At 68.7% G+C, this 22,925-nt stretch carries 20 protein-coding genes and 1 pseudogene; all 21 read right to left on the reverse strand.

All coding sequences use genetic code 11. The features are described from left to right. Window positions 1-6: 6 nt before the first annotated feature. The gene (locus ACK3BB_RS23445) at window positions 7-1,899 is read right to left on the reverse strand and encodes an MFS transporter (RefSeq protein WP_428929103.1); all 1,893 of its coding nucleotides are present in this window, start codon (window positions 1,897-1,899) and stop codon (window positions 7-9) included. Further along, entirely contained in the window at window positions 1,896-2,390 is a 495-nt protein-coding gene (locus ACK3BB_RS23450; RefSeq protein ID WP_428929104.1) for a MarR family winged helix-turn-helix transcriptional regulator, read from the reverse strand. Before ACK3BB_RS23450 ends, ACK3BB_RS23445 begins: the two co-directional genes overlap by 4 nt. Before the next feature lie 210 nt (window positions 2,391-2,600). Then, a complete protein-coding gene (locus ACK3BB_RS23455; RefSeq protein WP_428929105.1) occupies window positions 2,601-3,110 on the reverse strand; it encodes an RES family NAD+ phosphorylase in 510 nt (169 codons plus the stop codon). Beyond that, window positions 3,110-3,460: an MbcA/ParS/Xre antitoxin family protein gene (locus tag ACK3BB_RS23460; RefSeq protein ID WP_428929106.1), complete on the reverse strand. Its 351-nt coding sequence runs from the start codon at window positions 3,458-3,460 to the stop codon at window positions 3,110-3,112. Before ACK3BB_RS23460 ends, ACK3BB_RS23455 begins: the two co-directional genes overlap by 1 nt. A 92-nt stretch (window positions 3,461-3,552) precedes the next feature. Further along, entirely contained in the window at window positions 3,553-4,278 is a 726-nt protein-coding gene (locus tag ACK3BB_RS23465) for a hypothetical protein (RefSeq protein ID WP_428929107.1), read from the reverse strand. Next, a complete protein-coding gene (locus ACK3BB_RS23470) occupies window positions 4,271-4,645 on the reverse strand; it encodes a response regulator (protein WP_428929108.1) in 375 nt (124 codons plus the stop codon). Before ACK3BB_RS23470 ends, ACK3BB_RS23465 begins: the two co-directional genes overlap by 8 nt. Then, the gene (locus tag ACK3BB_RS23475; protein WP_428929109.1) at window positions 4,642-6,612 is read right to left on the reverse strand and encodes an ATP-binding protein; all 1,971 of its coding nucleotides are present in this window, start codon (window positions 6,610-6,612) and stop codon (window positions 4,642-4,644) included. Before ACK3BB_RS23475 ends, ACK3BB_RS23470 begins: the two co-directional genes overlap by 4 nt. Before the next feature lie 30 nt (window positions 6,613-6,642). Then, window positions 6,643-7,605 (reverse strand): response regulator, encoded by a 963-nt coding sequence (locus ACK3BB_RS23480; protein WP_428929110.1) that lies wholly within the window; start codon window positions 7,603-7,605, stop codon window positions 6,643-6,645. 3 nt (window positions 7,606-7,608) lie between these two features. Beyond that, window positions 7,609-9,024 carry a hypothetical protein gene (locus ACK3BB_RS23485; RefSeq protein ID WP_428929111.1) on the reverse strand — a complete coding sequence of 472 codons (1,416 nt, stop codon included), beginning with the start codon at window positions 9,022-9,024 and terminating at the stop codon, window positions 7,609-7,611. Beyond that, window positions 9,021-10,910 (reverse strand): glycosyltransferase family 2 protein, encoded by a 1,890-nt coding sequence (locus tag ACK3BB_RS23490; protein ID WP_428929112.1) that lies wholly within the window; start codon window positions 10,908-10,910, stop codon window positions 9,021-9,023. Before ACK3BB_RS23490 ends, ACK3BB_RS23485 begins: the two co-directional genes overlap by 4 nt. 5 nt (window positions 10,911-10,915) lie before the next feature. Beyond that, window positions 10,916-12,859 carry a cellulose biosynthesis cyclic di-GMP-binding regulatory protein BcsB gene (locus ACK3BB_RS23495; RefSeq protein ID WP_428929113.1) on the reverse strand — a complete coding sequence of 648 codons (1,944 nt, stop codon included), beginning with the start codon at window positions 12,857-12,859 and terminating at the stop codon, window positions 10,916-10,918. Beyond that, complete coding sequence (locus ACK3BB_RS23500; protein ID WP_428929114.1) at window positions 12,856-13,188, reverse strand: Hpt domain-containing protein; 333 nt, start codon at window positions 13,186-13,188, stop codon at window positions 12,856-12,858. Before ACK3BB_RS23500 ends, ACK3BB_RS23495 begins: the two co-directional genes overlap by 4 nt. A gap of 345 nt (window positions 13,189-13,533) precedes the next feature. Next, window positions 13,534-14,838, reverse strand: a complete 1,305-nt coding sequence (gene arsJ, locus ACK3BB_RS23505) for an organoarsenical effux MFS transporter ArsJ (protein WP_428929115.1) — start codon at window positions 14,836-14,838, stop codon at window positions 13,534-13,536. Continuing rightward, window positions 14,835-15,833, reverse strand: coding sequence for an ArsJ-associated glyceraldehyde-3-phosphate dehydrogenase (locus ACK3BB_RS23510; RefSeq protein ID WP_428929116.1), 999 nt, complete (start codon window positions 15,831-15,833; stop codon window positions 14,835-14,837). The genes arsJ and ACK3BB_RS23510 overlap by 4 nt, the downstream gene beginning before the upstream one ends. Beyond that, window positions 15,830-16,663 carry a helix-turn-helix domain-containing protein gene (locus ACK3BB_RS23515; protein ID WP_428929117.1) on the reverse strand — a complete coding sequence of 278 codons (834 nt, stop codon included), beginning with the start codon at window positions 16,661-16,663 and terminating at the stop codon, window positions 15,830-15,832. Before ACK3BB_RS23515 ends, ACK3BB_RS23510 begins: the two co-directional genes overlap by 4 nt. A 170-nt stretch (window positions 16,664-16,833) precedes the next feature. Continuing rightward, window positions 16,834-16,995, reverse strand: a pseudogene (locus tag ACK3BB_RS23520) (amphi-Trp domain-containing protein); the annotation flags it as partial. Between the two features lie 32 nt (window positions 16,996-17,027). Further along, window positions 17,028-18,356, reverse strand: coding sequence for a metallophosphoesterase (locus tag ACK3BB_RS23525; protein WP_428929118.1), 1,329 nt, complete (start codon window positions 18,354-18,356; stop codon window positions 17,028-17,030). A 33-nt stretch (window positions 18,357-18,389) separates the two neighbouring features. Then, window positions 18,390-19,142: a histidine phosphatase family protein gene (locus tag ACK3BB_RS23530; protein WP_428929119.1), complete on the reverse strand. Its 753-nt coding sequence runs from the start codon at window positions 19,140-19,142 to the stop codon at window positions 18,390-18,392. After that, window positions 19,102-20,193 (reverse strand): HprK-related kinase B, encoded by a 1,092-nt coding sequence (locus ACK3BB_RS23535; RefSeq protein WP_428929120.1) that lies wholly within the window; start codon window positions 20,191-20,193, stop codon window positions 19,102-19,104. Before ACK3BB_RS23535 ends, ACK3BB_RS23530 begins: the two co-directional genes overlap by 41 nt. Further along, a complete protein-coding gene (locus tag ACK3BB_RS23540) occupies window positions 20,190-21,071 on the reverse strand; it encodes a GAK system ATP-grasp enzyme (RefSeq protein WP_428929121.1) in 882 nt (293 codons plus the stop codon). Before ACK3BB_RS23540 ends, ACK3BB_RS23535 begins: the two co-directional genes overlap by 4 nt. Beyond that, on the reverse strand, window positions 21,064-22,698 hold the full coding sequence (locus tag ACK3BB_RS23545) for a phosphotransferase (RefSeq protein WP_428929122.1): 1,635 nt from the start codon (window positions 22,696-22,698) through the stop codon (window positions 21,064-21,066). The genes ACK3BB_RS23540 and ACK3BB_RS23545 overlap by 8 nt, the downstream gene beginning before the upstream one ends. Window positions 22,699-22,925 lie beyond the last annotated feature (227 nt).

A 22,925-nucleotide genomic window follows, 5' to 3' on the forward strand; every position in this document is an offset into this window, starting at 1 on the left:
CCTTCTTCAGGCGGCCTGGGGCCGGACCCTCGGCGGGTCTGCAACGTGGGGGGTGTGGGCGGCGGCGGCCTCCTGCCGGGCCCGGCGGGCCTGCAGGGCATCCAGCCCGGCATGGCCGGCCAGCAGCACCAGGGCCACGGCCGAAGCGCCGGCCACCACGAGAAAGGCGTCGTTATAGGCCATGACGGCGGCCTGGGTCTGCACCGCGCTGGCCAGCTGCGCGGCGGCATTGGCCTGGCGCAGGGTCGGGTCGGTAACCACCGGGGCCAGGCCGGCGGCATAGGTGGCGATCCGTTCGGTCACCAGCGGGTCGGTCGCCGCCAGGGCCTCTGACAGGCGCTGGCCATGCAGGGCCGTGCGGACCTGCACCAGGGTCGAAAACAGCGCCCCGCCCAGGAAGCCGCCGATCTTCTGGGTGGTCAGGAAGACCACGATGAAGGTCAGGATGTAATCGGGCCCCTTGCGGAAGGCCAGCAACAGCCCCGACAGCATGGCCGGCGGCAGGAACAGGGCCGCGGCCAGCCCGATCATGGCCTGCGACAGGTAAAGATCGCTGGGCAGGGTCTGGGCCGTCGACCGGGAATCCATCAGCGACCCGGCAATCAGCAGCACCAGCGCCACGGCGTGAAAGGCCTTTTCCCGGCCCGGTTTCATCCACAGCGCGCAGATCACCCCGCCGGCCACAGTCGCGCCCAGCACCACCAGCCACAGCCCGCTGGCCTGGGCGTTCAACAGGCCCAGCGAGCGGATCAGCCCGGCGGCCCCGGCGCTCTGTTCGCTCAGGATCAGGCGGAACAGCAGCAGGGTGGCCGCGAAATGCAGGACGACCGGGCTGGCCAGCCAGCGGATGTCCAGCAGCCGGCTGTCGCGGTTCAGCTCGATCGCCGCGGCCAGCGCCAGGGTGGCCACGCCGGTGACCAGCAGCCAGCCCAGCCAGGCCTGTTCGGTCCACCAATATTGCGCCCCGGTGATCGCCGCCACGGCCAGGCAGCCGAACCCCACGGCGATCAGCAGGAACGACACCACGTCGGCCGGCTCGATCTTCATCGGCATCGCCGGGTTGAGCAGGGGGAAGCGATAGATCAGGCACAGGCCGATGGCCGCCATGGCGGCTTCCAGCATGGTCAGCGCGGGCCAGGAGCCCAGGTCGATCAGCGGCGGCGAGACCAGCCGGGTCAGGGTGCTGCCCATGAAGATCAGGGTCAGCGCCCCGGCCAGGCCGACGTTCATCTTGCGCTGCTGGGGCAGCGGATCGAGCATGTAGAGAAAGGCCAGCGAACTCATCGGCGCGGCGGCACAGCCGGCCAGGAAGCGCACGGCCATGTGCGACCAGAAATCCTCGGCCAGGAAGCTGAGCAGGCCCGACAGCAGGAAGACGACGATCGAAATCTCGGCAAAGCGCCGCAGCCCGAACTGGCCGCGCAGCTTGATCAGCGCCAGGGTCAGCGAGACATTGGGCGCCATGAAGGCAGCGGTGAACCACAGGGTCTCGGCCTGGGTGGTGCCGAAATAGCCCTGCAATTGCTGAGCGTTGGACGACACCAGGCTCTGGCTGAACCCCTGGGCCAGCGCCAGGACGGCGGCGGTCAGGAAACAGGCCGCCGCCCGGGCCGGAGGCATGGTCAGACCCAGGGCGTATCTCGGCGCAGCCGGAGCGTCGGCGGACGGGTCAGCCGGGGGATTGGCCGACGGGCCGGCCTGGGTGTCGGTCGACGGGTCAGCCCGGGTGTCGACCAACGGTGCGTTCTGGGTGTCAGCCGACGGCCCAGCCCGGGTGCCCGTCGACAGCGCGGCTTGGGATGTAGCTGACGATCCACCCGTGGGGTTGGCCGTTTCCGTGGCCTGAGCGTTGGCCGTCGCCAAACGGCCGACCTCGGAATTGGCCCGCGCGTCGCTCATGCCCGCCCCCCGTCCTCGCCATCCTCGCCAGCACCGGCCCCGCCATCCTCGCCTTCACCGGCCCCGTCGATATTGTCGATCATTTGCCGGATCACCCGGTCGGCCACCTCGATGTCCGCCTCGGGAATGCCCGCCAACACCCGGTCGCGCAGCGCCGCCGACAGCGCCCGCAGCGCCCGCAGCTCGCCCTGGGCCTCCTCGGTCACCACGATCGTCCGCACCCGCCGGTCGCGGCTGGACATTTCGCGCCGCACATGGCCGCAGCTTTCCATCGCATCGATCAGCCGGGCCATGGTCGGCCGTTCAACCTCCATCGCCTCGGCCAGCTCGGCCTGGCTCATCGACCCGTGCTGATCGAGGTTCAGCAGCACCAGCGCCCGGGCCTGGGTCAGCCCGTGCTCCCCCGCCCGCTTGTCGAATTGCCGCCGGATGCGCCGGCCCAGTAGGCTGACGCGGCGGACGAAATTTCGGGTCGGATCGGTATCGGGCATGGCAGGCGCCCTCCGTTGGGCGCAATGGTTAGGCAGCTATTGGTTAGCCACCTACCTAAATCGCCCGAACCCCGATTTCAATCTGCGCACCCCGCATGGCTGCCATGACCGCCACGCGCCCCGCCATCCGTGCCGGGCGCCGTCCCCTGTCTTCTCTTTGGCTGAAATACCCGGCTCTCCGCGCACCACGGGCGCCCCGCCGGTGGGGTGTCACATCCGTCCCAACCGGTTCTCGTCGTCGACGACCTCCAGCGTGCCCGCCGCCCCGGACCAGTGCCACAGCACCAGGTTCCGGCCCGTCTCGCCGCCCTTGGCAAAGCTGCGCACCACCAGCCCGACATAGCCATCACCCATCAGCGCCCGGGCGAAATCCTGCGTGGGCACCGGCCGCCGATCCAGCATCGCCGCCCGCCAGCCTCCATCGGCCAGCCCCGCCGCGTCCATGCCGTAGCGCGCCAGCGCGCCGGCATCGCCGCTGTCAAAGACCGGCCCCAGCGCCGCGCGATAGGACACCAGAACCGTCGGTTGCAGGCTGCCCACCTGGTTGGCCTCGCGCAGGGCCGTGGCCGGGTCCAGCGCGGTGTAAAGCGCCGGCGTGCCCCGGGCATTGAACCGGCCGCCATGGGTCTCGGCCCCGCGGCCCGACAACGGCTCGCGCGCATAGACCGGGTTCAGCGCCCGGTAGAGCGGCCCGCTGTATCGCCCGTCAACCAGCGTCATCAGGCAAAGACGCCGGCATCCACCGCATCGATGTATTCCAGTACTTGCTGGGCCTTGCCTTCCTGCACCAGCTGCATGGCCGTGCGCCCGTCAAAGCCCGGCAGCGGCTCGGACCGGTACCAGGCATAGGCCATCAGTTCCGACCCAAAGCGCGGTTCGACCTTGTTGAGCACCTCGACCAGCTCGCGCAGGCGGCGCTGGGTCTTGTCGGAATTGATCCGTGCGCGGCGTTGCAGGGCATCCTTGCCCAGCCCCACGGTCTGCGCCACCTCTTCGGCCGAAGTCCGCAGGGCAGCGGCAATGCGGCGCGGTTCGAACTGGCCGCCCTCGGCAAAGGTCGTGATCTGCATGAACGCCTCCATACGGTGATTATACCGGTATATGGCGTTAAAATGACCGAATTTCAAGTCCGCCCCGCCCGTCGCGCCGGGCCTGGCCCGGTTCAGAACGTCGTCCAGATGCCCAGCTTGACCGACATCGCCCCGTTGGTGAGCTTGTAATTGGCGCCCATCTCGACGAACAGCCGCTCGCTGACCTTCTGCACATAGGTCGGCTGCACGGCCACCGACAGCTCGTCGCCCACCGGGTAATAGGTCTGGACCTGCACGAAACTCAGCGACCCGCCGGCGTGGTTGTAGCCCAGCGTGGCATCCAGCTTGGCCACCTGCGAGCCGTCGCCGCGAAAGGCATAAGAGCTTTCGACCCCCATCCAGCCGCTGCCGAACCCGGCCTGATAGCCCCGGCCCCAGGAAAAGCCCGGCCGGATCACGGCCTCCAGCTCGCCGCCGATCTCGACGGCACCCAGGCCGATCTCGGCCGCAAAGAGGTTCGGCCCGCTGTTGGGAAAGATCGGGTGACGCAGGAAGATCACCGGGCTGGAATCGTCCGTCACCGGGTTGTGGCCGCCGTCGAACCCGATCGTCCAGGTGTCGGTCAGCCCGTATTCATAGAAGATCGACGTGTAATCCAGGTCGGTCGTGTCGTTCAGCTGCAGCTGGTAGGACATCGACAGAAAGCTGGTGCCCTGCGCGCGCGGCCAGGCCCCGGCGCTGGCCGTATCGGCACCGGCGGCCAGCAGCGGCCCCGACAGCAGCGCGGCCAGCGCCGTGCGGGCGGCCCGGCGGCGGGCGGGTGGCAGGGCGGATGACAGGGCGCGCGGCTCAGACATGGCCGGCCGCCGTGACCACGTCGCGCAGGTAATCGCCAAGGCTCAGCGGATCGAAGGGCTTGGCCAGAACGCAGGTCGCCCCGGCCTCGACCAGGTCGCGTTCGACCGACGCGGTGACCTTGGCCGTGCAGACGACCACCGGCTTGGTCGCGTTATGCGGGGTTTCGCGCACCTTGCGCACCAGGTCGCGCCCGTCGGGCTTGGGCATCATCAGGTCGAAGAGAAAGCAATCGAAGGTCTCGGCCTCGATCCGCGCAAAGCCTTCGCTGCCCGACCCGGCGGCGGTCAGGTCGATCCCCTCGCCGTCGAGCGCGATCTCGACGAGCGACAGGATGTCGTCCTCGTTGTCTACGAAAAGAACCTTCATGTGAACTCTGTCTGTCTGGCTGAGGAGGAGGAGGGCGCCGGCGACACCAGCGGAAAGACGGCGCCGAAGGTCGAGCCATGGTCGGTGATGCCGCCCGGCTCGTCGACATGGACGGTCTCCAGGACCATCCGGCCGTTCTGGCGCTGGACCAGCTCCTGGGTAATGGCCAGCCCCAGCCCGGTGCCCGAAACCTGGACATTGGGATCATGGGCGGGCTTGGCGAACCGTTCAAAGATCGACTTGCGCGCGCCGGACGGGATGCCGGGACCGCGATCGGTGCACCACAGTTTCACCGCGCTTTCGGTCGCATCGGCGCCGACGATCACCGGCTCGGTGCGGGGCGAATACTTGATGGCATTGGAAATCAGGTTGGACAGCACCTGCTGGATGCGCTGGCGGTCGCCCCGGAACCGGGCGTCGGCGACCTGATCGGCCTGCAGCAGCGTGACCTGGAAGCTCTCGGCATAACCCTGCAACGAGGCCACGGCCTCTTCGACGACCTCGCGGGCCGACAGCACCTCCTGGTCGAGGTCGATCCGGCCCTGGTCGACCGATTGCAGGGTCAGGATGTCATTGACCAGCATCTTCAGCCGGTCGGCATTGCGGCTGGCGATGTCCAGCAGCTTGCGGGCCTTGGGCGTGAAATCCTCGCCGTAGCGATGGGCCAGCAGGTTGAGCGACCCGGCCAGCGAGGTCAGCGGCGTGCGCAATTCGTGGTTGATCGTCTCGACAAAGCGCACCCGGGCAGAGGCCAGCCGTTCCTCGGCGCTGACATCGGTCAGCACGCAGTAATGCACCATGCCCTGCAGGCCGGTGACCCGGCTGATGCGGCAGCGGATCTCGCGGCTTTCGCCTTCGGGCTGGTCATCGGAGCCCAGCGTCAGCCGGCTGGTTGCGCTGGCCTCGGCCCGGTCGCCCAGGGTTTCGGCCTGGTGGCGCATGATGCCGATGGCCTGGGCATCGCTGGCCGCGTTCAGCAGGTTGCGCGCGCGCTGGTTGGCCATGGCCACCGCGCCCAGCTCGTCATAGACCACGATGCCGTCTTCGACATTGCGGAAGATCGTCAGGAACTGCTCGCGGGCCTGGCGGGCGTTCTCGGCTTCCTGCCGGGTGTTGACCAGGCTGCGCACCAGCGCGGCCGACCGGCGCTGAGCCAGGGCCGCGGCGGCCAGGGCCAGGGTGAACAGCCCGCCCGAGACCAGCGCGAAGAAGGTCGCGCGGATGTAGAACCCGCTGAGAACGCTGGACCGGTTCATCGACACCCTTGTGACCAGGTCGGAGCCCGGGATCGCCACCTCGCTGCCGAACTCGGCCTGGTCGGCCGGCTGATCGGGGCGCACGCGGGTCGAAAAGGCCACGGTCCCATCGGCCGTGTGCAGGTCGATTTCCATGTCGGCGGCAAAGCGCGTGCGTTCCAGCAGGTGTTCGAAATAGGCGTCATACAGCGACGAGGCCAGCACCCCGCGCATGGGCTGGCCCGGCCCGGTGACCGGCCAGGCGATCGGCGTCAGCTTGCGCCCCGAGGCCCGCGAGTTGATCGGCTCGCCGACGTGATAGCGTTCGGCCGTCAGGATGCGCGCACGCTGGAAGTAATCGCGGTCGCTCAGGTCCTGGCCGACCAGCGCCCCCGAGGTGCTCCACAGCACGGTGCCGTCGGGCGCGATCAGCACCAGCGCATCGACCTGGCGCGACAGCTCGCCCAGGTCGCGCAGGCGGTCGCCGAATTGCGCCTCGACCATATCGCCGTCGGTCAGTTCCTGCTGGGCCAGCGCCAGGATCAGCTCGCGGTTCTGTTCGCCGGCCAGGGCCAGCGAGCTCTGGAAGGTCTGGTTGAACAGCCGGCCCACGTGGGTCAGCCGGTCGCGGGCATCGCGCACGGTGCGGGTGTAGTCGATCAGCACGAAACCGATGACGAACAGCGCCGCCGCGAGGGCCAGCGCGACCACCCTCGGTACGGTCATCTGCATCGTCAGTCTCCGCGTCACCGGCACCTCCTGTCAGCCGCTGGCCGGGCCGTCGCCCGACGTTGTCCCTGTTCCGTGCACCCGCACCCGGCCACCGCCCGCACGCTCGGCCTCGTCCATGGCCCGGAAGGCCTCGCCGATGATGTCCGACACCGACTGGCCCGCCCCGGCCAGCGCCGCGCCGATGCTGACGCTGGTTTCCGACCGGCGCAGATCCTGGCCGAGCCCGGCCAGCGAGGTTTCCAGCTGGCGGCGCACGTCGTCCAGGCGGTCCTGCAGATCGGTATCCCCGGCCACGAAGGCCGCGCCCAGCAGGCTCTTGCGGTCCCAGCGCACCACCACGTCGCCCGCCGGCATCGGGATGCGCGACAGGGCCAGGGCCAGGGCCGACTGGATCGTGTCGGTCTGGTCGGTGGTGAAATCGGCCCGGTCACGGGTCACCGCGTCGGCGGCGATGGCAAAGACCGCCAGCCCCTGGGGATCGGCCAGGGTCGCCAGCGCGGCCAGCAGGCTGTCCTTGTCGGCCACCAGGCCCAGGCCACGGCCTTCGGCCGCGCTGCGCCGGGGGCCGCCGGGGGTCACGCGGCGCCGGTCGCGGCGGCGGCGGTCCAGTTCGGATTTCAGCCGCAGCTGGGCCTTGATCCGGGCCTGGAACTCGATCCGCTCGAAGGGCTTGGTGATATAGTCGTTCGCCCCGGCCATGAAGGCCCGGGCCAGCGATTGCTTGTCGGTCAGGCTGGTCAGCATGATGATCGGCACGTCGCGCCAGGCCTGCAACTGGCGCAGCCGCGCGCAAAGCTCGACCCCGTCCATCCCGGGCATCATGATGTCCATCAGGATCAGGTCGGCCCCGTCGTCCTGGGCCGACATCTGGGCCAATGCTTCCTGCGGATCGCCGTAGGGGGTCACCTCGTCATAGCCGAAATCGGCCAGGGTCGCGAGCACCAGCTCGCGCACCACCTCGGAATCATCGATCGCAACGATCTGTTTCGTCATCCCTCAATCCCCGTCTTCGATGCTGAAGATGCGCCAACCGCCCCGGTCATAGATCAACCGGACGCCGGGGGCATTGTGATCCAGAAGTCGGGGGAAGGCACGCAGCAATCGGTCCCTGGGCTGCACTTCCGTGGGGTCGTTGTAAACCGCGATGTAGTCGCCGCGCGGCCGGCCACCCAGAACCGTCATGTCATAGGCCGGCATGCCCGGCACGATGAAGGGCTCAAGGTTGCCCATCGCGGCGATCAGCCCGGGGTGGCGTTCGACATCGGCCAGCACGTTGCGCTTGTCGCGCAGGAAGGCCGCGGCGGCGCGGTCATCGGCCAGGATGTCGGGCACGGCCCGGCCCTGCACGGCCTCGCGCCATAGCAGGCTTTCCGGCCCGCCGGCCGCGCGGACCGACCAATGGCCCAGGATGGCCGTCAGGATCAGCAGGGCGGCCAGGATCGGCGCGCGCAGGGCGCTCGGCGGCCAGATCTTGATCGTCACGGCCACCAGCCCCAGCGCCGGCACCGCGGCGATGACCGGATCGGGTTCCAGCGCATAGGCCGTGTTCAGGGCCACCGCGCCCAGCAGGCTGCCGGCGACCGACAGCAGGGGCATGATATAGCGCGGCAGGCGCGCCATGCGCAGCAGGCCGGCCACCACCACGGGCATCGCGGCCAGCAGCGGCACGAGCATCTCCCACCCGCCGCCGGCCGGGGCCGAGATCAGCCGGTCGGACAGGAAGGTCGTCTTGAGGATGGCGCTGACGAAGAGCAACGAGCCGATGGCCGCGGCGACCGGAAAGAACATCGACACCAGGTAGCCCGTCGACGAGGCGACCAGCAGGCTGGGCCGGGCCGCGATGACGATGAAGGGCAAGGTGCCCACGGCAATCAGCAGGCCGTAGGAATGCGACAGCAACAGGATCAGCATGCCCACGGCGACCTTCATCATGTCGGGCGCATTGCCCGTCAGGCGCAGGTTCAGCAGGCCCCGGGCATAGATCCAGGTGCCCAGCAGCAGCAGCACGGTGCTGGGCCCGTCGGCCACCGCCCGCAGGAACAGCGGGTTCAGGCCCAGCAGGGCCGTCAGCAGCAGGGCCGAGACCGGCTCGTAGGCACCGCGTTCGCGGAAGTTGCGGCACCAGGCATAGAGCAGCACCGCCCCGAAGGCCGCGGTCAGCAGGTTGGGCAGGGGCACGCCGCTGTCGGGCAGGGCCACCTGGACCAGCAGGGCCATGGTGTAGGTCAGCGGCGGGTAGAAGGTTTCGGTCGAGCGAAAGACCGGCGGGCCCTCGATCTGGACGATGGCCTTGGACCAGGTTTCAACCACGTCCGACGACATGAAGCCATGAGCTTCGGTCCAGAACAGGACGGCCATCAGCGCGGCGAAGAACGCCCCGCACCAGATGCCCGTGCGCAGGAACCAGGTCATGCCGGGGCCTCGCTCTCGGCCTTGGCCGCGGCCAGTTCGCTGGCCGTCTGCTTGGACAGGCCGTGCTGGGTTTTCTCCCAGTAGAACGGGTTGCTGACCAGCTGGAACAGGGCCTTGTAGGATGCGATGGTCATCAGCACCCAGTAACCGATCACCGAAATCCCCCAGGGCGCCAGGTAGGTCCAGCGCCGGCGGAACGGGGCGACCATGGTCAGGTAGATCAGCAGGCTGTTGCCGATCAGCAGGTTGACCAGCGACATGTACAGGATGACCGGTGGGAAATAGGGCTCGATCGCGCCGGCCCCAAAGACGATCCAGATGGCGAAGATGGCCCAGAACAGCGGGTTCAGCAGGCCCGACAGGAACGTCCCGCCGATGAAGAAGGCAAAGCCCAGCACGCCCGACACGCCCACGGTCCGGGCCAGGTGGATCGGCCGGCGGGTATGGACCAGGAAGGTCTGCATGTAGCCCTTGATCCAGCGGCTGCGCTGGCGGATCCAGTTGGGGATCGAGACATTGGCCTCTTCGTAGGTCGTGCTGTCGATGACACCGACGCGATAGCCCTTCTGGGTCAGGCGGATGCCCAGGTCGGCATCTTCGGTCACGTTGAACGGATCCCAGGCCTTGAGATCGCGCAGCACGTCCATGCGGAAATGGTTCGACGTGCCGCCCAGCGGGATCGGCACCCTCAGCCGTTCCAGCCCCGGCAGCATCAGGTCGAACCACAGCGAGTAATCCAGCGTGAACATCCGCGTCAGCCAGTTTTCCTGCGAATTGTAGTAATTCAGGCGGCACTGGATGCAGGCGGTGTTGGACGGGCCCAGGCGGAAGGCGGCCAGCACCTTCTTGAGCTGGTCGGGCTCGGGCTTGTCCTCGGCATCAAAGATCACGAGGTAATCGCCCCGGGCATATTGCACGGCGTAATTGCAGGCCTTTGGCTTGGTCTGGGGATGCGAGGCCGGGACCTGGACGATTTCGAACACGCCTTCCAGTTCCAGCGACCGGGCGGCATCGATCGTTTCGTGGTCGGTCTCTTCGAGCACGATCTTGATGTCCAGCTTGGCCAGCGGGTAATTCAGGTTCCGCAGGGCGTTGGTCAGGATTGGCAGCACCTCGGGCTCGCGGAACATCGGCACCAGCACGGTATAGACCGGCAGGTCATCATCGTTCATCGCCGCGGCCTCGGCGGCAATCGCGCGCGAGGAATTCTCCTGGGCATCGCCGCCGACCCAGACCAGCACGGCCTTGAACAGGAAGTTGCCGGTGTAGAACACCGTCATCATCAGGTTGAGCGCGATCAGCGTGACGATCGGATCGATGGCCAGGCCCAGCAGGAAGACCGAGGCCAGCAGGTAGAGCGCCACGACCTGCGGCGGGGTGATCACGCTCTTGGCCGACATCACCGGGTCGGTCTCGGCCAGGCCGAAGACCGCCTCGTGGGATTGCTCGTCGCGGAACGCCGTCTGCAGGCACCACGAGATGTCCAGCTGCGGGGCGACGACGATCTCGGTGCCCGGCGGATAGGTCTCGATGATGTGCAGGAGGGTCGACGAGCCCGGGCGCGAGGTGGCCACGACCATGACCCCGTCGGGCAGGATGCCGATGGGGATGGTCATGCGGTCGGTCATGACCTTGGGGTCGTACTTGCGCATCAGCTGGGTGTCGGGCGGATTGTCGACCAGGTTGACCTGGTTGAGATCGTAGTAATCCGCCAGGGCCTTGTAGAGCGTGCCGGGCTTCAGCCAGCGGCGGCTCTGCAGGACCTGCACCAGGCTGACCTGCCAGGCATCGGCCAGGTCTTCGGCCTCGTCCAGCTGCTCGGGCGTGAGCAGGCCGAGGTCGAACAGCAGGTTGCCGATATCCTCGCTCTCGCCATCGAGCGCCATGGCGGTCAGCCCTCGCTGGACGGACGGCGGCTGCGGTAGACGCCAAGCAGGAAGCGGATGATCAGCAGGGTCAGCACCAGCCAGCCGGCGCCAATGATCCAGGGCCGGTAGCGGGCCAGGATCTGCAGCACGGTCGTGGTGTCGGGATAGGTGACGCTGAGCAGGTTGGTGCGCTCGGTCGACACGGCCAGGGCCACGCCCTGGGCATCGACAAAGGCCACGTTGCCGCGATCCAGCAGCAGCGGGGTGGTCAGGCCGGGCTGTGGCGGGGTGCCGGCACCGGGCCGGATCCAGATGCCGTTGCGCCCGTCGACCGAAACGATCTGCACGATCCCCACGTCGTCCAGCCCGTCGCCGTCATAGAGCAGCGTGCCGGCGCTGTCCGACACCTCGACCCGACCGCGGTCGAAGCGCACCGGCGGTTCCGAGCCGGCCGGCGCGTCGGGGCCGACATGGATGAACGGCCGGTCGCCGCCATCCTCGATGCCCTGCACGGTCAGGGCCACATCGTCGGGCAGGATTGCCCCGGCGATGGGCAGCACCCAGGGCAGCGCGCCGTCGAGGTCCAGGCCATCGCCCAGGCGGATCTCGGCGCCCGAGGCAAAGGACTGGCGCATCAGGAAGAAATCGGTATCGGGCGCCGGGGCGCTGCGCAGGACAAAGCGGCTTTGCGGCAGGATCTGGGCCGGGTAGCCCTGGGGCGCAAAGAGGCAATTGCCGGCCTCGGTCTGGCGCTGGACCTGCACGGCAAACTGGTTCTCGCGGCCGACCAGCCCGCGCGGAATGGCAAAGTTCATCCAGACCGGCTGGGCCTCGTTCAGCGGGCGCGAGCCGATCAGGCTGCCGTTGAGATAGGCCGAAACGGTCACGCCCCGGTTCTGCGGGCTGCGCGCGGCGCCGACCAGCAGCTCGACGGCCGCCGGCAGCTGGCCGGTCGGGAAGCCATCGGCCGTGAAGGTGAATTCGTAGGTCGAGCTGTTGGTGACCATCAGCGTGGTGTCGGGCGCGCCCAGCTGGGCAAAGGACGTGGCCTCGGCGCTGCGGCTGCGCGGGGCGATCACCCGGGCGACGGTGCTGCGGCCCTGGGCCAGGTCGCGCCAGAGCGAGCCCAGCAGGGCGACGCCCAGCTCGGGCGCATCGCCGGAAAAGCCCAGCCCGGGCAGGCCGGCATCGTCGATCACGCTGACCGCACCGCCATCGCCGCCCTGGGCCTGGTTCAGCTGCATCGGCAGGGCCTGCCAGCCGTCGCCATCGCCGGCCCCGTCCGCTCCCAGCCCGACCAGCCCGTATTCGCCGTCGAACAGCGCGGCGCTGCTCATGACAAAGGGCAGCACCTGGGCCGGCGACAGGGCGGGATCATAGGCCAGGCGCTTGGCCCGGGGCATCGCCCCGGCCACCCGGCCCAGCGTGTCCAGCCGGTCGGACAGGAAATCCACCCGCAGGGCCGAGCTGGGCAGCACGCGCAGGAAATCGCCCGAGGCCCGTTCGTCGATGCAGATGTTCTCGGAATTGGCGCCGGAATAGTCCAGCCCGACCTTGACGAACCCGCTCGACACCGCCGAGCGCGGCACGTCGATCTCGATCGTGGCCCGCCCGCCGGCATCCTCCAGCGGTTCGACATGGGCGATGCGATCGGCCAGCCGGACGGTCAGGTGGCTGCGCACGTCGATGGTGCGGTCGAATTGCAGGTCGAGCCGCAGGCGCATCGCCGAAATGGCCTCGGCCTCGCCCACCGGCACATAGGCCACGGCCTGGCCCGACAGCTGCTGGAATTCGAACCCGTCGGCAAAGCCGATCTCGGGCAGCGAGATGTCGCGCGTAACGATCCCCGCGGCCGGCGCCGGGGCATTGGCCGTGCCCGTGGCACCGCCCGTTGCGGCGGTCTGGGCCGGCAGCATGGCCGGCAGTGGAATCAGGGAGGCGGCAGCGACGGCCAGGATGCGCTTCATGATGCGGACTCGTGAATGGTCTTGAGCTGCCGGATGCTGGCAGCATGGGTTTCCAGGGCGGCGAGGCGGTCCAGCGGGACCGGTTCGCCCGAATTGGCAGGGCCTTCGACAAGGTTCACCGCCGCGCGGGCCTCTTCGGCGATATCGTCGAACCCCAGCATGGCCGCGTTGCCCACGGTGTCGTGAAAGGCCAGGTGCAGTTCCTTGCCCGTTGCGGCCGCACCGGCAGTGGCCTGTTGCAACAGGGTTTCGATGGTCTCGATGCGATCATCGAGACCGGCCAGGAATTTCTTTCGAATCTGTAATAGCTTCTCAGAATAGGACGTCATGAGGTCTTAATATCCTTCCGAAAAAGGCCATAGTATGACCGGGACATTCTTTCGGCGCTGACTGGAAGAACGGCGCCCGGATCCGGTCGCATATCGCGGTGACTGGTGCGATGACCGGCCTAAAAACCCAACATGTTCACGACTTTACCCCTTACCCTGCCTGGCATGTCCCGAAACGGAGGACCTGCGGGGGGACAGGATGATGCGATGGCGGGACATTTCAAGGGCGCATGCCGGACAACCCGCGAGAATGTCGCGGGCCTTGGCCGGAAAGTGACAGATCATGCGCCGTTCGCAGCGAAGTTTCGCCCATGAGGCGAACGCAACGTCAACCGGTACCGGCGATCAGGCCGGGGCATCCCCCGGCACCCCGGCCCGGGCATCCAGCCGGCCCGAGGTCAACGCGGCCAGGGCGACCATGACAGCGGCCGTGCCCAGCACCAGGGGCAGCCCGCCGACCTGGTAGGTCAACCCCGACAGCAGGGTGCCCAGCAGCCGCCCGCCGGCATTGGCCATGTAGTAGAACCCGACGTCCATCGTCACCCGCTCGGACCGGGTGAAGGCCAGGATCAGGTAGGAATGCAGCGCGGAATTGACCGCGAAGATCGCGCCGAAGACCAGCAGCCCGGCCACCAGCGTGACCGTCAGCCAGGGCTGCGGCCCGCCGGCCAGCAGCACGGCCAGGGTCAGCACCGCGGGCACGACGAAAAGCGCCGCCGCCCAGCTGCGCGCCGCGCGGATCAACGCGCTCTCGGGCCGCGAGGCCGCGCCCAGCAGGCGCGGGGCGCTGGCCTGGACCGCGCCGTAAAGGATGATCCAGACGGCCATGAAGGTGCCGATCATGAAAAAGGCCGCGCGGTTGCCCTCGGGGCTGCCGTCGGACAGCACGGCGTAGAAATAGATCGGGATGCCCACCACGAACCAGACATCGCGCGCGCCGAACAGGAAGACCCGGGCGGCCGACAGCCAGTTGACATTGGCCGATTTCGAAAAGACCTCGGAGAACTTCGCGCCCTTGCGGCCCTGCGGCAGGCCCGGGGGCATCAGCAGGGCCACGGCGACCAGGATGATGGCCAGCACGAGGGCCATGATCAGCACCGCCCAGGTAAAGCCCAGCCCGGCCAGCAGGGCCGCGCCCAGCAGGAAGCCCAGGCCCTTGACGGCGTTCTTGGACCCGGTCAGCACGGCGACCCAGCGGAACAGCCCGCCGCCGGTGGTCGGGGCCAGCAGCTTGACCGCCGACTTGGACGACATCTTGGCCAGGTCCTTGGCCACTCCGCTGGCGCCCTGGACACACATGACAAAGGCCACCGAGGCGCCCACCGCCCAACCCGGATCCAGTTGCGTCAGGGCCAGCAGGGCCACGACCTGGATGCCCAGCCCGGCATACAGCGTGGCCGTCAGCCCGAACCGCGCGGCGATCCAGCCGGCGGCCAGGTTGGTGACCATGCCGGCGATCTCGTAGAGCACGAAAAGATAGGCCAGCTGGACCGGCGAGAACCCCAGCGCGTGGAAATGCAGAAGCACCAGCATCCGCAGCGCCCCGTCGGTCAGCATGAAGGCCCAGTAGGCCGCCGTGACGGCCACGTAGGCCGACAGGCCTTCGGGCCGGGCGGCGCCGGCCGGGTGATCGGGGCGCGGATCGGTCACAGCGCGGCCCCGACCATGGCGGCCACGTCGACCAGCCGGTGGGCATAGCCCATCTCGTTGTCGTACCAGGCATAGATCTTGACCTGGGTGCCGTTGATCACCATCGTCGACGGCGCGTCGATGATCGAGGACCGCGTGTCGTTGGTGTAATCGGCCGAGACCAGCGGCCGGGTTTCGTAGCCCAGGATGCCGCTCAGCGGCCCTTCGGCAGCGGCCCGGAACAGCGCGTTGACCTCGTCGACACTGGTTTCCCGCGACACTTCGAAAACGCAATCGGTCAGCGAGGCATTCAGCAGCGGCACGCGCACGGCATGGCCGTTCAGCCGGCCGGTCAGCTCGGGATAGATCAAGGTGATGGCCGTGGCCGATCCGGTCGTCGTGGGGATCAGCGAATTCAGCGCCGACCGCGCCCGGCGCAGGTCCTTGGCCGGCCGGTCCACGATGGTCTGGGTGTTGGTCACATCGTGGATCGTGGTCATGGACCCGTGGCGGATGCCCAGGGACTCGTGGATGACCTTGACCACCGGGGCCAGGCAATTGGTCGTGCAGGACGCCGCCGTGACAATGTGATGGGCGGCCGGATCATAGAGGTCGTTGTTGACCCCGTAGACGATATTGGCCGTCGGCCCGTCCTTGACCGGGGCCGACACCACGACCTTCTTCACCCCGGCATCGAAATAGGGCTGCACCCTGGCTGCGGTCTTGAAGACCCCGGTGCAATCGATCACCACGTCGACCCCGTCGAGCGGCAGGGCCGACAGGTCGCCCGTGCCGATGAAGGGCAGCCGCGTGCCATCGATCGTGACCGCCCCGGCCTCGTGGCCGAATGTCGCCGGCCAGCGACCATGTACCGTGTCGAATTCCAGCAGGTGGGCATGCATCTCGGCATCGCCCACCGCATCGTTGATCCAGGCAATGTCCAGCCCGCGCTCCAGCATCGGCCGAAGCGCCAGCTTGCCCATCCGGCCCAGCCCGTTCAGCGCATAGGTCGTCATGCCGGGGCCCCGGTCTCGCTGCGCCCGATCTCGTCGACGGCCCCCTGCAGGGCGACGCGGTCGAGGTTGTCGATGGACAGGGCCGTGAACGCCTGGATGCGCCGGCTCAGCGCCCCGTAGGCCTGCTGAAAGGCCAGGGCCTTCTGGGCGTCGGTGCCCTCGGCCTTGACCGGGTCGGGCATGCCCCAATGGCCGCTGATCGGCTGGCCTTCCCAGGCCGGGCATTCCTCGTTCGCCGCCTGGTCGCAGACGGTAAAGACGAAATCCATCCGCGGCGCATCCGGCCCGGCAAATTCCGACACGTTCTTGGAACGCAGCATGCTGGTGTCGTGGCGCTTGTCGTCCAGCACCTGCATGGCAAAGGGGTTCAGCTCGGAATAGGGCCGCGTTCCGGCGGAATAGGCATTGAACCGGCCCCCGCCGAGCGATCGCAGGATCGATTCGGCAAAGATCGAACGCGCGGAATTGCCCACGCAGATGAAAAGCACGTTGTAGATGCGGTCGGACATCGGGTCAGCTCCCGGGCTGGTGGACAGGCAAAGTTCGGGGCGGCCGCGGCAACAATCGATGAACAGGAAATCGAACATCTGTCGCACGGACGCCATCTGGATCGAATAGAGCAGCGATGTCCCCGACCGGTCCTGCCGCACCAGGCCGCAGCGCAGCAGCGCGGCAAGATAGGTCGACATGGTGCTGGCCTTGACACCCATGGCCAGGGCCAGCTCGCCCGCCGGCACGCGATCGGGATACCGGCGCATGAGCAGGCGGAACAGCGCAAGACGCTGGGGGTGGCCGAGGGTGGTCAGCTGGTCGGGACTCATCATTTCCATATTTCATGGATTATTGAATAAATGATCCCGTCACAAGTGAAGCTTTTGCGACGCCCTGCCCGTCAGGACGAAATCGTCGGGGTTTTCTTGCCGGCCGGGGCGACGGTGTCCTTCCACGACACGTTCAGGCGGAATTCGCATTGCCCGTCCTGGCGTTCGGCCCGGATGCGCACGGTCATCAGCTCGCCCGTCGGCAGGACAAAATCCCGGTCGCCGTCGCTCAGCGTCATCTCGCCCTTGGAAAACCCCTTGGACAGGGCGGTCAGCAGGGTCTTGATCGTCTTGGCATCCTGCAGCGATTCATGGGTGAACCGCGTGTCCGAGCTGGCCATCGTCGCGTGCTCCTTTGTTCCTTGACTGGCGTCTACCCGATGCGCTCGGGCGCGAAATGCTTGGCCCGGGGGTAATCCCGGCTCAGCCCGATGACATCGCCCGACGGCAGGATCAAGGTTGCCCCCGCACCGATGCCATCCAGCCCTTCGAGGCTGCGCGACGCCCGGTCGAGCGTGACATCGGCCTCCAGGTGCAGCAGGCCGCGCTTGGCCAGCAGCCGCTGGCCGGCGTGGTTGTTGACATGGCCCTGCACGACCATGTGGATGCCATTGCGGTGCAGCAGGTCGACCCCCCGGTCGGTGAGGTCGAAATCGCTTGGCCGGTACTTGGTGCGCACCAGGTTGGCCAGCGGGCCGAAATAGAAGGCCAGCGAACTGTGCCGGGCCCCGGCGCGGTAGCGGGCGTTGACGCCCTCGGGGCCGACCTCGTCCAGCAGGGCGCACATGCGGTCGCAGATCCCGGCATGGACAAACAGCAGCGATCCGCTGCGAGCGACAACATCCATGTTGTCGTAGAACCAGGCATAGGGCCCGCCCGGTTCAAAGAACACCCGGCGGCAGCCGTGCACGGCGGCCATCAGCTCGCGCGCGCTCAGCCCGGTGCGCGCGACCTCGCGGTCGAACTGGCCGCGCTTGGCCTCCAGCTTGCGGATCTCGCGGGTGATGACCTCGGGGCGCAGCTGGCCCCGGGCGGCGGCGGCAAAGCCTTCGGCCCAGCCCGGCGGCGGCAGCAACCGGGCGCGACAGGTCACCTCGTCGGGCAGCGCATCCAGGTCGGCCGGGGTGACAAATCGGTCAAAGACCTCGCGCAGGGCGGGCAGGATCTTGCGGCCCATGCGCAGGAAGATGTGATCGCGCAGCACCGAACGCGGCCCGCACAGCGCCTCGACCGCCAGGCGCATGCGCAGGTCGTGGTTGCCGGCCAGGATGTGCAGCCGCGCGCCCGAGCGGCGCAGGTCGTCCAGCGCATCGAGCATGGCCAGGTTGCTGGGACCCTTGTCCAGGCAATCGCCGCCGATCACGATCGTGGCCTGGCGTCCAAAGCCGGTCAGGTCGAAACGCGGGCCGTGCGCATGGCGGCGGATCACCCCGGCGCCGACCAGCGAGCGCAGGAACCCGTCGGCATCGGCGTGGGTGTCGGACACAAAGACCACCGGCCGGTCGGGCCAGCGCCAGCCGCCATGGCGCCGGGCACGGGCCAGGCAGGCCCCGATCAGCGGCCGCTTGGCCGGATCGGCGGCACAGGGCCAGGGTTCGAGATCGCGCGGCAGGTCGGCCACTTCGCCGGCCACGTCGAAGACGGGGGGCAACAGGCCGGCGGGCGGCGTCGGGGACAGCGGGGGACGGGGGAGAACGTTCATCGGGTCGACCTTCCTGCCTGCCATCCGGCGCGGTCAGTCGATCGGGTCCTCGGACCGGGCCCTGACCTTCCATGCGCCGGCACAGTGCTGCCAGCTACCATGCGCATTGTAACAGAATAGCAACGGCCGGGCGTGGAACATCGACAGCCGGGGCACATCGGCGGCGGTGAGCAGGCCCAGGTACCGGCATCCGTGGCGGAAGGACGCGCCATGGCCGACAAAGACCGTCACCCGGCCGGGCACCGGATCGCGGCCCAGGGTGTCGCCCAGGCAGGCGGCGACCCGGGCGCCGGCCTCGTCCAGGCTCTCGGCCCCGTCCAGCGGCAGGCGGTAGCTGCTGTCCGACTTCCAGCCCGGCGGCGGGGGGCCATGGCGGGGATCGTCGGCCAGGACCTGTTCGATCTCGGCCACGGTCAGGTTGGCCGCGCTGCCCAGCCCGCGTTCGGCCAGGGCCGAGGTCTCGTCGATCCGGTCCACCGCATGGCCATGGGCGCGCAGCCGCCCGGCCACGGCATCGGCGGTCTGCCAGGCGCGCAGCTGGCGCGAACAGCGGATCACCGGGTCCAGTGTCAGCCCCCGTTCGGCGATCATCGCGGCCAGCGCATCGCCGCCGGCCCGGGCCTGGGCCTGGCCCTCGTCGGTCAGGGCAAAGGGCTGGCGGGCCGACGGCGCGCCGGGCCGCTGGTGATAGGCCCCGTGGCGCAGGAAGGCGGCATAGGCCCCCACCCTGTCGGGCGCCGCCCCCTCACCCATCGAAAAGCGCCCGGCCGGCATCGGCCAGCGCATCGAAATCGACCCGGCCCGAAACCTCGCAGACCTGCACGCCCCGAAGGGCGTCCAGGTAGGGCCCGGGCACCGGCGCGGCGCCGTTGGGTTCGAACCGGCCATCCGGATGCTGGTAGAACGGGCCGGGCGATTTCATGATCGCGCCCAGCAGGTCGGGCCGCGCGGCCAGGTCCACCGGATCGACCCGCGTCGGCGCTTTGCTGTCGCGCGCCCAGTTCAGCACCCAGAAATCGGTCAGCGGCGCGGCATATTGCACCCGGCCCGGGCCGTAGACCTCGGACACCATCAGGTCGTGCTTGTCTTCGAGCGCCCAGAGCGCATCGGGATTCATCGCCGCCAGCTCGGCCCGCCGGGCGGGATCAAGCATGGCCTGCAGCCGCGGATTGCCCAGGATCGTGCCCGGGTTGATGCGCGGATGCTTGGGAATGCCCAGGGCCCGGGCCGGCGCGCCCGGCTGCACCAGCAGCCGGTCGTTGGACACGAAGGCCGTGCCGTCGATATCCATCATCCGCAGGATCGAGGTCGACTTGCCGCCGCCCGACAGACCGGAAATCGCCAGCGTACGCCCGGCCCCGGTCACCGCCGCCGCGTGGCACAGCTGCCAGCCGTCCTGCTGGCAGTGGCTGAGCACCTGGGTGTTGATGAAATTGATCACCGTCGAGACATGATCCACCAGCGGGCCGCAGGCCAGCCGGACCCGGGGCGACTGCACGAAGGTCACGCCGCTGCGCACCTTGCGCACCAGGCGGGCATCGTCGAGATCGACCACCGCATCCTTGCGCCCGGCCTTGCCCGGTTCGCGCGCCCAGTCGATCCAGGCCGGCTCGGGGGCCAGGGCCTGGCCCGGCAGCAGGTGCACCGTCACCGGATCGGCGCCCGGCGCATCGGCCAGGGCTTCGGCGAAATAGGCCACCAGCGCGGCGCGCAACGGATCGGGGCAGAACACGCTGAGCGACACCGGCCCGACCCGCAGGTGAAACGGCCGCGCGGCCTCGGCCGGCGACAGGTCCAGCGCCAGGCCCAGGCGGTCCAGCTCGGCGCGCGGGCTCATGCCGCCACCTCGGCCAGAACGTGATCGACGACCAGCGCCGCGGCGTCGATCCCGCAGCCGTCCAGCGCCCCGCGATAGCCGCCGAAGGCCGAGACCTCGAAGACGATGGGCCCGTCCGGGGTCAGGGCAATGTCGACGGTGGTAAAGGTCAGCCCGAAGGGCGCCTGGGCCCGCCGGCCCAGCTCGATCAGCGCGGCGTCCGGCTCGTAGGGGGCATATTTGCCCCCCGCATGGATCGTCGTGTTCCAGCTGCCCGACTGGCCGACCCGGCTGTAGGTGCAGACATAGTCGCCGCCCAGAAAGACCATGCCCAGGTCCTGGCCCGACAGGTCGGCCTTTTTCTGGATGTACATCACCGGGTTGTCGGCCCGGAAGGCCGCGATCTGCGCGGTGGCATCGGGCGCGCCGTGGTCCAGCAGCACCATGCCCCGGGCCTTGGTCGAGAACAGCGGCTTGAACACCGCCGAGCCGAACCGCTCCAGCGTCTCGGCCGCGGCGGCCGGGTCCTCGGTGATGACCGTCGGCGGCATCGGGATGCCCGCATTGGCCAGCGTCACCGTGCAGGCCAGCCGGTCCATCAGCCGCAGGATCGCCTCGGCCGGGCTGAAGATCCTGACGCCCCGGGCCTCGGCCACGCGCAGCATCTCAAGCCGGTCCAGCGCATGGGGGCTGTAGACCTCGGAGATCTTCTTGACCACCAGCCCGTCCAGCGAGGCCAGGTCCACCCCGTCGCACATCAGCCGGCCGCTGCCCAGGTCGAGCGTGACCCGGGCCATGTCGATCACCATGCGAAAGCCGGTCCGCGCCTCGAAGGCATCGGCCAGGGCCTCTGTCGACCATTTGCCGGGGGTTCCGATGACCCCAATTCTCTCAGTCACTGAACAGCATCCTCGTGGGCAGTTTGAACCGCGTCTCGCGCCCCTCGGGCACGGCCAGCGCGGTTTCCAGAATATAGCGGGCCCGCAGCATCATGCGCCGGGCCTGGCCGGTGTCGACGATGAACCGGGTCGAGCTGGCAAAGGACCGGGCCAGGCCCAGGGCCAGCCGGTATTCGAAGGTCCTGTCCCCCTCGCGCGCGGCGAACTTGGAGGCCATCGCCTGCATGCCGCAGGCCACGTCGCAGATCCGCGCCCGGGTGCCCGCGTCCAGCACCTGGAGGCGGTAGTTCGACACCATGAAGACCGACACGTCCTGGACGTAATCCATGTAGCGCGAGCGGTGCAGGTCGATGAACCGGATCTTCTGCTCGTCGGCGTCGTAGATCACGTTGTCGAGGTTGAAATCGCCGTGGATCCAAACCGAGAACGGCGCCGGCACCCGGGCCTCGCGCCGGGCGGCCGCGTCGATCAGCCGGTCGAGCCCGGCAATATCGAGGCCCTGGATCTTCTGCGGGCGGGGCGTGAACTGCGGATGGAGCCGGCAGACGTCATCCATCCGCGCGGCCATCTGGTCCATTGCCTTCATCTCGGCGCGTTCGTCGATCCGCGTGCGCCGCCAGATGTCGCGGACGGTGCGGTGCAGGGCCTTCTGGGCCTCGGCCAGCCGGGCCGGGGTCGCGCCCAGCACGATATCCTCGAAGGTCTGGCCGTTGAGATGTTCGATCAGCAGCGCGGCACTGTCGCCGCGCTTGTGATAGGACAGGATGCGCGGGGCCAGGCCGGGGTAGACCGAATTCCAGCTCTTCACGCCGACCCGCTCTTCCTTGACCTTCTTCAGGTCGCCGTCCTTGAACACCGCATCGACGTTCTTGCCCTTGCCGTTCTGCCAGCTGACGCTGGAAATCGCGCTGCCCGACCGGGTTTCGGCCAGCGGTTGCAGGGTGATGTCCTCGTCGTCGCGGCTGACCCCAGACAGCACGCTGCGCAGGGTGAAATAGCGGTCGAACTGCACCGACTGGCCGATGCTGATCGACAGGATCGCCTCGCTGATGCCCTGCAGCGCCTCGCCCATGCGGTGGATCTCGTGGGCGGTCAGCAGGGCATGGGCCAGGTCGGCGGTATGGCGCGAGCCCTGCATGTCGCGGGTATAGGTGCGAAAGACCTGATCGTAGAAGGTGTCGAGCTCCTCGCTGGTCCGGCCGATCTCGACGGCCAGCCGGCTGTCGCGGTCGCGCAGGGCATCCTGCACGCGGGCAACCCGGCCGGTCACGCGCTGCAGCGGTTTGACATAGGCATCCGGGCGCAGCAGCTTGAGCCGCTGGACATCCTCGGCATGCTGCACCGCCCGCCGGCCCAGCCGCGACACCAGGTCGAGGTTGCGCGCGACCTTGTCGACGCCCTGGAGTTGCAGGTTGTGGGCGGCGCTTTTCTTGCTGCGCATCATGCCCGAGATGCAGGCCCGGCGCACCCGGCCGGCCAGGTTGTGCGAATAGCCCGCCCGCTGGATCAGCCGCTGCGCGGTCTCGGGGCGGGGATCGCGGAAATACTCGGTCAGGCGGACCAGCTGGCCGTCGATCTCGGCCAGCAGGAAGGCCATGTTCTCTTCGGCCGCTTGGGGAAGTTTCATGGGGCCTCGGTCGGGATGGGGGCCGCACCCGGGCCGGTGCGCCCGCCTTCCGCCGGCGCGGCGGGGCGGCTGGCCACGGGGGCCGCGGGCGGTATGGGTGACTCTGCGCGCATGAGGCCTTATCTCCGAGAAGCGCAACGATTCCAAGACGGCCCCACGCCGGGCGGGGATCGGGTTGGGCCGTGACACGTGCCTGTCATGCGGACGGTGCAGAAACGGGCGGACCG

It is taken from the genome of Marinibacterium sp. SX1 (assembly GCF_050389775.1).
GTDB lineage: Bacteria > Pseudomonadota > Alphaproteobacteria > Rhodobacterales > Rhodobacteraceae > Marinibacterium.

Bases quoted from the DNA above. Each gene is read 5' to 3' on its own strand.
- ACK3BB_RS23525 (WP_428929118.1), bottom strand. From the start codon at position 18,356: ATGAACGTTCTCCCCCGTCCCCCGCTGTCCCCGACGCCGCCCGCCGGC.
- ACK3BB_RS23485 (WP_428929111.1), bottom strand. From the start codon at position 9,024: ATGACCTGGTTCCTGCGCACGGGCATCTGGTGCGGGGCGTTCTTCGCC.
- ACK3BB_RS23480 (WP_428929110.1), bottom strand. From the start codon at position 7,605: ATGACGAAACAGATCGTTGCGATCGATGATTCCGAGGTGGTGCGCGAG.
- ACK3BB_RS23490 (WP_428929112.1), bottom strand. From the start codon at position 10,910: ATGGCGCTCGATGGCGAGAGCGAGGATATCGGCAACCTGCTGTTCGAC.
- ACK3BB_RS23500 (WP_428929114.1), bottom strand. From the start codon at position 13,188: ATGACGTCCTATTCTGAGAAGCTATTACAGATTCGAAAGAAATTCCTG.
- ACK3BB_RS23515 (WP_428929117.1), bottom strand. From the start codon at position 16,663: ATGGAAATGATGAGTCCCGACCAGCTGACCACCCTCGGCCACCCCCAG.
- ACK3BB_RS23510 (WP_428929116.1), bottom strand. From the start codon at position 15,833: ATGACGACCTATGCGCTGAACGGGCTGGGCCGGATGGGCAAGCTGGCG.
- ACK3BB_RS23470 (WP_428929108.1), bottom strand. From the start codon at position 4,645: ATGAAGGTTCTTTTCGTAGACAACGAGGACGACATCCTGTCGCTCGTC.
- ACK3BB_RS23445 (WP_428929103.1), bottom strand. From the start codon at position 1,899: ATGAGCGACGCGCGGGCCAATTCCGAGGTCGGCCGTTTGGCGACGGCC.
- ACK3BB_RS23460 (WP_428929106.1), bottom strand. From the start codon at position 3,460: ATGCAGATCACGACCTTTGCCGAGGGCGGCCAGTTCGAACCGCGCCGC.
- ACK3BB_RS23530 (WP_428929119.1), bottom strand. From the start codon at position 19,142: ATGCGCTGGCCGATGCCGGCCGGGCGCTTTTCGATGGGTGAGGGGGCG.
- ACK3BB_RS23450 (WP_428929104.1), bottom strand. From the start codon at position 2,390: ATGCCCGATACCGATCCGACCCGAAATTTCGTCCGCCGCGTCAGCCTA.
- ACK3BB_RS23495 (WP_428929113.1), bottom strand. From the start codon at position 12,859: ATGAAGCGCATCCTGGCCGTCGCTGCCGCCTCCCTGATTCCACTGCCG.
- ACK3BB_RS23475 (WP_428929109.1), bottom strand. From the start codon at position 6,612: ATGCAGATGACCGTACCGAGGGTGGTCGCGCTGGCCCTCGCGGCGGCG.
- ACK3BB_RS23465 (WP_428929107.1), bottom strand. From the start codon at position 4,278: ATGTCTGAGCCGCGCGCCCTGTCATCCGCCCTGCCACCCGCCCGCCGC.
- ACK3BB_RS23455 (WP_428929105.1), bottom strand. From the start codon at position 3,110: ATGACGCTGGTTGACGGGCGATACAGCGGGCCGCTCTACCGGGCGCTG.
- ACK3BB_RS23545 (WP_428929122.1), bottom strand. From the start codon at position 22,698: ATGAAACTTCCCCAAGCGGCCGAAGAGAACATGGCCTTCCTGCTGGCC.
- ACK3BB_RS23535 (WP_428929120.1), bottom strand. From the start codon at position 20,193: ATGAGCCCGCGCGCCGAGCTGGACCGCCTGGGCCTGGCGCTGGACCTG.